Raw genomic sequence first — 6974 nt, 5'->3', positions numbered from 1 at the left:
AGGCAGGCGGACCGGTGTTCGACTTCTCCAAGGTTCGTGATGTGAGCCCCGAAGCACGCGCGGCGGAGCACTGGCAGACTTATGTGTCGCGTCTTGAGGCCCAACCGGGAATCATCGTCGCCCAACAAAGGGCGAGTGGCGGGCATTTCTATATTTCCGGCCTGAGAGACCCGCAGGCCGCCGACCCGCAGGCTCTGCTGTCCGGAACAGGGGTTGATCCTGCTCGCGTTCATTCGCAGTGGCAATTCTATCAGAGCCTTGATCCGAAGTTCGTGGTGAAGCGGCTGATGGCGTCGCTGGCTCCGCCGGATTCAGTACGATTTTCGATCATCAAGGATCGCATCGTTGTCGTGGGCGAGGCTCCTGCCGCCTGGATAGATCGGGCGCGGGTCGCCGCCCAACAACTGGCCGCGGACGGACTCTCTTTAGAAATTTCCGAGCTGCGCGAGTTGACCCCTCAACAACTCACGCATTTGAGGGAGGCTATTCAAGCGGTCGACATTTTCTTCGATTCTGGCAAGGCTCTACCGGGACCAGAGCAACTGCCGGTTCTCGACAAATTGGCGAACCAGTTGAAGGAATTGGCCAAGGACGCCCGCAAGGCAGGCGTAACGGCACAGTTCATGTTGACCGGCCATTCGGACGCGACGGGCCGTGAAACGGCCAACGTGTCGATCAGCGCGGCCCGCGCGGAGACAGTTCGTGCGCTTCTCAAGAAGCGCGGCGTCGATCCGGAATTGCTTTTGGTTCGCGGCGCGGGCACCTTTGAGCCAGCGGAGACTGAGATTAGCCGAACCGGGAGTTCCGCCAATCGCAGAGTTTCGGTTACGGTAAACTTCCATTAGGCGGAGCCCAGGACATTGCAAAAGAAGATCTGCATGTTGGGCGGGTTCGCTGTCGGAAAGACGAGTCTGGTTCGCAGGTTTGTGCAAAGCATCTTTTCAGAAACCTACTTGACCACCGTGGGAGTGAAAATCGACAAGAAGAGTGTTGTACTGCCGGACAAAACCGTGGATCTGATTTTGTGGGATCTGGCCGGCGAAGACGATATCGGGTCGTTCCGCGTCAGCTATGTGCGGGGCGCGAGCGGGCTCGTGCTTGTCGTCGATGGAACCCGCGCCGCTACTCTTGCCGTGGCGCTCACGCTGCGCGAGCGGGCCGAGGCCGAATTCGGCGCCATGCCGTTCGTATTGCTGTTCAACAAATCCGATCTGGCCGATCGGTGGGCAATATCGGATAGTGAGATCAACGAACTGAGGCAACTTGGATGGCAAATCTATCTGACAAGTGCGCTTTCGGGTGAATATGTTGATGATGCGTTCCGCCAGCTTGCTTCCATGGTCACCGAATAGACCATGCGTGGATTGCCAAGAGAAGTCAGAAGCTGGATTTACGATTTCTTCTACAGCGAGCACTCTGTCGCATATCTGAAAATTGATGCCCAGCTTTGCATAGCTGCGAAGGGCGGTAGTGTTGAACATTACGGCCTATCATCACTTTGCATTGGCAAGCCCGTTGCCGAGCAGCTTGAATTCATGGAAGGCTTGCTGCCTTGCCCGGAGCTTCCATATCATATGGCCATGGTCGAACTGCCCAGCGGGCGTGTCGCGGACCTTCATCTTTTTGCTGACAATGCCTGCGTATGGCTGCTCTTTCTTGACGCCACTGCCGAACGCGACACTAGGCAGCGGCTTCAACAGAAGGCTTATGAAATGACACTCCTGCAAGAGAGGGAGCGTCAACTCAACGAAAAATTACAGTTGACGAACGAGGCGTTGCGGCAGAGCCAAGAGGGATTGTCGCGTGAATACCAGCGCGCCGAAAGCCTGCTCCTCAACATTCTTCCGGCGTCGATCGCGGAGCGGTTAAAAGCGGACGAACAAATTGCAGACAACCATGCTGACGTGAGTGTGCTTTTTGCCGACATCGTCGGCTTTACGGAAAGGGCGCGGAGCGTCGGAGCCGAGACAACGCTGGCTATTTTAAATTACTTCTTCAAGGCGGCGGATCTGCTCTCGGAACGAGACGGCTGCGAAAAGATCAAGACAATCGGTGATTGTGTGATGGTGGTCGCTGGCCTGCCCGTCGCGCGATCCGATCATGCAGAAGCTCTTGCGCACTATGCACTTGAACTGCGGAAGGCGGTTAAGCACGAACGCTTCGCAGGAGAACCGATAAGACTCAGAATTGGAATTCACTCAGGACCAATCGTCGCGGGCGTCATAGGCAAAAGGCGGTTTGCCTATGACCTTTGGGGCGAGACCGTTAATCTCGCCGCACGTATTCAAACGTCAGCGGAGCCCGATGAAATCCGTATTTCGGATGCAACTCGCAAACTGCTTGGACCAAATTTTGCTTGTGACCCACTCGCGGAAACGGAATTGCGCGGTACAGGTCGTGTGCGAATGTGGAGGCTCCCGGCCTGATTTGCCGGGCTACTTCACGTCCGATTTAATAAACTGCTGCAGTTCCGGGGTCTTCGGCCTGCCGAAGAGTTCCACCGAAGGCCCCTCTTCCCAGATCTTTCCGTGATGCATGAAAATCGTTGTGGTCGCCACCCGGCGGGCAAAACCCATCTCGTGGGTGACGAGCAGCATGGTCATTCCGTTACGGGCGAGCGTTTCCAGCACGTTCAGCACCTCCTCGGTCAGTTCCGGATCGAGCGCCGACGTCACCTCGTCGAACAGCATCACCTTGGGACGCATGGCGAGCGAGCGGGCGATCGCCACGCGCTGCTGCTGGCCGCCGGAAAGCTGGTCGGGATAGGCGTCGAACTTCTCCGACAGGCCAACCATGCCGAGAACTTCCTCCGCAGTGGTTTTGGCTTCAGCTTTCGACACCAATTTAACGATCCGCGGCGCCAGCATGATGTTTTCGCCCACCGTCAGGTGCGGAAAGAGATTGTAGCTTTGGAAGACGATGCCGACATCGGTGCGCAGCTTGCGCAACTCTTTCGGGTCTCGGCCAACGGCGTGGCCGGCAACTTCGATGCGGCCGGAATTGATCTTTTCCAGTCCGTTGATGCAGCGCAGAAGCGTGCTTTTTCCGGAACCGGAGCGGCCGATCAACGCAAACACGTCACCCCGATTGACGGACAGCGAGACGCCCTTGAGGACTTCGACAGCTCCGAAGCTCTTGTGGACATTATCAATAAGCACTTCCGACATGGAGCCTCCTTTCCAGCAGACGCGACAGCTGGGACAACGGATAGCAGACGACAAAGTAGAGAGCCGCGACTGCGAGAAAAACGCGGAACGGCTGGAACGTCGCGTTGTTGATGAGTTGCCCGGCGCGGGCGAGTTCAACGAAGCCGATGATCGAGGTGATCGACGTGTTCTTGACCACCTGCACGGCAAAGCCGACGGTGGAAGGGAGCGCGATGCGTAGGGCCTGGGGCAGGATGACGTAGCGGTATTGCTGGGCTCGCGTCATCGCCAAGGATTCCGACGCCTCCCATTGCTGCTTCGCCACGGCCTGAATGGAGCCGCGCCAGATCTCCGCAAGGTACCCCGAGGCATAGATCGTCATCGAAACGCCGGCTGCGACCAGGGGCGGCATTTGAAAGCCGGCGAGGCTGAGGCCGTAATACGAAAGAAACAGGATCATCAGCACGGGAACGCCCTGGATGATCTGGATGTAGGTTGCGGCGGCAACCCGCACGGCCTTGCGTGTCGAGGTCCGCGCGAGTGCAATGATGAAGCCGATAAAGCCGCCACCCGAAAGCGCAATGACGGTCAAAAGGATCGTCCACTGCAGCGCCGAGACAAGGAAACCGAATTCGCTGAAGCCGAAAGTCCGGAGCGTCATGCCTGCACCTCCGCAAGGGAGGTCGTCGCCGTGCGCGCCACACGGCGCCCGAACAGGCCCCAGCCGACGAGCGCCAGTATCGCGCGCAACGCCAGGGCGAGAGCCAGATAGATCAGCGTCACGACGATATAGACTTCGAACGAACGAAAACTTTGCGATTCGACAAAGGCTGCGGAAGCGGCGAGTTCCTTGGTCGAAATCGCCGAGCAGATGCTTGAAGCAAGCATCATCAGGACGAACTGGCTGCACAGCGCCGGATAGACCTTGGCAATTGCCGGCATGATGATGACATGGCGATAGATTTGAAAGGATGTGAACCCGAGCGCTTCGCCCGCCTCGATCTGCGACTTGTGGACGGCTTCTATGCCGGCTCGGATAATTTCGGTCGAATAGGCGGCGAGGTTTATCGTCATGCCGATCAGCGCCGCCGTCGTTGCACTAACCCGCAGACCAACGCCGGGTAGTCCGAAATAGATGATGAAAAGCTGAACCAGGAATGGCGTGTTGCGGATGATCTCGACATACGCATCGACCATGAGCCGCACTGCCCGGCCGTGCATCGAACGCAGCGACGCGAGAACGATGCCGAACGAACTTCCCATCACGATGGAGGCGGCGGACAACATGATCGTCAGCCATATCCCGGCGACAATCTCGTCGGTGTATTGCGCGATAGCGCCGAACTGGAATGTGTAAGACATTCTTGGTCCTCGATCGGAACGTCACCAACGAATTTGCCGGACGCAGATAGTCCGCCAACCTTTCGTGAGATCAGAACAAAGGCAGTTGCGGCATCGCGGTGCCCGTCCACTTCGTCGCGATGGCGTCAAGTTCGCCGGAATTCTTCATCAGATAGATCGCGGTGTTGAGCCACTGGTGCACCTCGAAATCCTGGAGCGTGGTGGCCATGGAGTTGCCTTGCCGGAAAAAGGTGAAGCCGACCTGCAGACCGGCGTCCGGCCTCTGCTGAATGATGGCGTTGGCAACTGTCGAGGGGAGCGCGGTCGCATCGACCTGGCCGGCAAAGAGCGCCTGAGCGGTTGTCGAATCGTCCTCGAACACGACGATCTCGAGCCCCGGCACGGCGACCCGCCGCAATGCGGCTTCCTGCGACGAGCCCCGATTGACGCCAACGCGTTTGCCTTCGAGCTCTGATAGCTGGGCGAATTTCTGATCTGGGCCAGAGACGATCACCATGTTGAAGGCACTGTAGGGCTGGGTGAACATGACGGTCTTGGCCCGTTCTCCGGTAGGCGCCAGCGTGGCCACCAGAAAATCGACCTTGCCGGTTTGCAGGGCTGGGATTCGCGACGGCGGCGTCAGCGGAACGAGTTCCGCCTTCACTCCAAGATAACCGGCAATGAGGTTGGCGACGTCGACGTCGTAACCCGTCGGATTGCCGCTTTCATCGACCATGCCCATCGGAGGCGCGCCGGTCACGACGCCGATTCGGACGCTGCCGCGTGACGTAATCTCTTCCAGAGTGATGGCGCTGGCGGGCGCGTTGGCCATCGCTAGCATTGGGACGGCAAGGCTGATCGCGGCGAATATTGCGCGGATTTTGACAAGTGGTTTCATGGTGTTCTCCTCCGTGAAAGATCCCGAGGCGCCGACTGCGAGGCGCCTATCAAATATGTCCGTGCATCCACCGGCATTGACACGATCGGACAGATGGCTGTGTCTGCTCCTAGAGCTTCGATGTTGGAAAATTGGATCTGCACACTGCCCTTGGCGACTGCACAGGGCGGTCTCCGCGGGCCTTAGCCCCGCATTTGCGAGTGTGCCGATCTCATTTTTCCTCCAACCGCCCTATATTGATGTTATCGATAACATGATGTCAAGTGCCCAGCGCGTGTTTCATGGATTGTTAGCCCCAAATGCGCGAAATACAGGAGATTCGCGGCTTGGTTGCGCGTCTAAGGGACATTCGCTTCGGCGACTCCCCGATCTTGGCTCTACCTCGATGCTCGAGTTGTAACATTGTCGAGCAGTCGCAGACGCCCGAAATGGCTGACCGTTCTGCTGCAGTGTCAGCCCAGTTTGGAGCCGTTGGCCGTAAGGTAGACGGCATAAAGCGAAGTCGTCGCGCAGATGAAGAGTCGGTTGCGGCGAGCTCCGCCGAAAGTGACGTTCGCGACGGTCTCGGGAATGCGGATCTTGCCGATTAGCGTTCCGTCCGGATCGAAGCAGTGAACCCCATCGCCGGCGCTGGTCCAGACGCGGCCTTTCGTGTCGATCCGGAAGCCGTCGAAAAATCCACTGGCGCATTCGGCAAAGACGTCGCCGCCGCTCAGCCTTCCTTCGTCGCCGGCGCGGAACTTCCGGATGTGACGGGGTCCGCGCTCCAGGTGCGTAGCGCCCGTGTCGGCGACATAGAGCAGTTTTTCGTCGGGGGAAAACGCAAGGCCGTTGGGCTTGACCAAGTCGTCGGCGACTCGAGTGACCGCGCCCGTCGCCGCATCGACCCGGTAGACATGGCAGCCGCCGATCTCTTCCTCGCCGTAATCGCCCTCATAGTCGTGCATGATGCCGTAGGGCGGATCCGTGAACCAGACTGCGCCGTCCGACGCAACCACGACGTCGTTCGGCGAGTTGAAGCGCCTGCCTTCGAACCGGTCGGCAACGATCGTGATCGCGCCATCGAACTCCGTCCTTGTCACCCGTCGCGCCAGGTGCTCGCAGGTGACAAGCCGCCCATGATTGTCGACCGTGTTTCCGTTGCTGTTATTGCAAGGCTGGCGAAACACCGAAACCGAGCCGTCGGTCTCGTCCCAGCGCATCATCCGGTTGTTCGGAATGTCGGACCAGATGAGATAGCGGCCCGGCCCGAACCATGCAGGGCCCTCCAGCCAGCGCCCGCCCGACCAAAGCCGCTCGACGCGCGCGTGCCCGACGAAGCAGGCGGCAAATCGCGGATCGAGCATTTCGAAACCTGTACCCTCAATCTCTCCAAACACTGGGTTGAGTTCTCCTGGTTATTCGCGCGGCAACGGGTACTTGACCGGCGTGCATCGATCTCGTGCGGCGGCATGCGCGGTGCGACGGCTGTTGCCAGCGCGCCATGATAGCGATAACATACATGTCGTAGTTTGATTTCCAAGGGGGCATGCATGAGGACAAGCGCGCGATGAATCCATGGCACGCTCGGTCGTTAGTGTGCGTCCCGC

At 58.7% G+C, this 6974-nt stretch carries 8 protein-coding genes; 3 read left to right on the top strand and 5 right to left on the bottom strand.

Annotated elements, in window-relative coordinates:
* The 3 genes from AC0L17_RS16355 to AC0L17_RS16345 form a co-directional block, all read left to right on the top strand.
* Window positions 1-845: OmpA family protein (locus tag AC0L17_RS16355; RefSeq protein ID WP_473516588.1), on the top strand; the 845-nt coding region annotated here is incomplete at its 5' end.
* Window positions 846-860: 15 nt separating this feature from the next.
* Window positions 861-1352, top strand: a complete 492-nt coding sequence (locus AC0L17_RS16350) for a Rab family GTPase (protein WP_023797984.1) — start codon at window positions 861-863, stop codon at window positions 1350-1352.
* Between the two features lie 3 nt (window positions 1353-1355).
* Window positions 1356-2426 carry an adenylate/guanylate cyclase domain-containing protein gene (locus AC0L17_RS16345; RefSeq protein WP_473516587.1) on the top strand — a complete coding sequence of 357 codons (1071 nt, stop codon included), beginning with the start codon at window positions 1356-1358 and terminating at the stop codon, window positions 2424-2426.
* A gap of 9 nt (window positions 2427-2435) precedes the next feature.
* Here the strand turns inward: AC0L17_RS16345 and AC0L17_RS16340 are convergent, their stop codons facing one another.
* From AC0L17_RS16340 to AC0L17_RS16320, 5 genes are all read right to left on the bottom strand, one after another.
* The gene (locus AC0L17_RS16340) at window positions 2436-3167 is read right to left on the bottom strand and encodes an amino acid ABC transporter ATP-binding protein (protein ID WP_473516586.1); all 732 of its coding nucleotides are present in this window, start codon (window positions 3165-3167) and stop codon (window positions 2436-2438) included.
* Window positions 3148-3807 (bottom strand): amino acid ABC transporter permease, encoded by a 660-nt coding sequence (locus AC0L17_RS16335; protein WP_473516585.1) that lies wholly within the window; start codon window positions 3805-3807, stop codon window positions 3148-3150. Before AC0L17_RS16335 ends, AC0L17_RS16340 begins: the two co-directional genes overlap by 20 nt.
* Window positions 3804-4508, bottom strand: coding sequence for an amino acid ABC transporter permease (locus AC0L17_RS16330; RefSeq protein WP_473516584.1), 705 nt, complete (start codon window positions 4506-4508; stop codon window positions 3804-3806). The genes AC0L17_RS16335 and AC0L17_RS16330 overlap by 4 nt, the downstream gene beginning before the upstream one ends.
* Window positions 4509-4578: 70 nt before the next feature.
* A complete protein-coding gene (locus AC0L17_RS16325; RefSeq protein ID WP_473491014.1) occupies window positions 4579-5385 on the bottom strand; it encodes a transporter substrate-binding domain-containing protein in 807 nt (268 codons plus the stop codon).
* 452 nt (window positions 5386-5837) lie between these two features.
* Entirely contained in the window at window positions 5838-6764 is a 927-nt protein-coding gene (locus tag AC0L17_RS16320; RefSeq protein ID WP_473516583.1) for an SMP-30/gluconolactonase/LRE family protein, read from the bottom strand.
* Between the last annotated feature and the right edge of the window lie 210 nt (window positions 6765-6974).

The sequence above is a fragment of the Mesorhizobium sp. WSM4829 genome, assembly GCF_055811475.1.
This window is presented reverse-complemented; position numbering and strand designations above follow the sequence as displayed.

Bases quoted from the DNA above. Each gene is read 5' to 3' on its own strand.
- AC0L17_RS16345 (WP_473516587.1), top strand. From the start codon at position 1,356: ATGCGTGGATTGCCAAGAGAAGTCAGAAGCTGGATTTACGATTTCTTC.
- AC0L17_RS16340 (WP_473516586.1), bottom strand. From the start codon at position 3,167: ATGTCGGAAGTGCTTATTGATAATGTCCACAAGAGCTTCGGAGCTGTC.
- AC0L17_RS16335 (WP_473516585.1), bottom strand. From the start codon at position 3,807: ATGACGCTCCGGACTTTCGGCTTCAGCGAATTCGGTTTCCTTGTCTCG.
- AC0L17_RS16330 (WP_473516584.1), bottom strand. From the start codon at position 4,508: ATGTCTTACACATTCCAGTTCGGCGCTATCGCGCAATACACCGACGAG.
- AC0L17_RS16325 (WP_473491014.1), bottom strand. From the start codon at position 5,385: ATGAAACCACTTGTCAAAATCCGCGCAATATTCGCCGCGATCAGCCTT.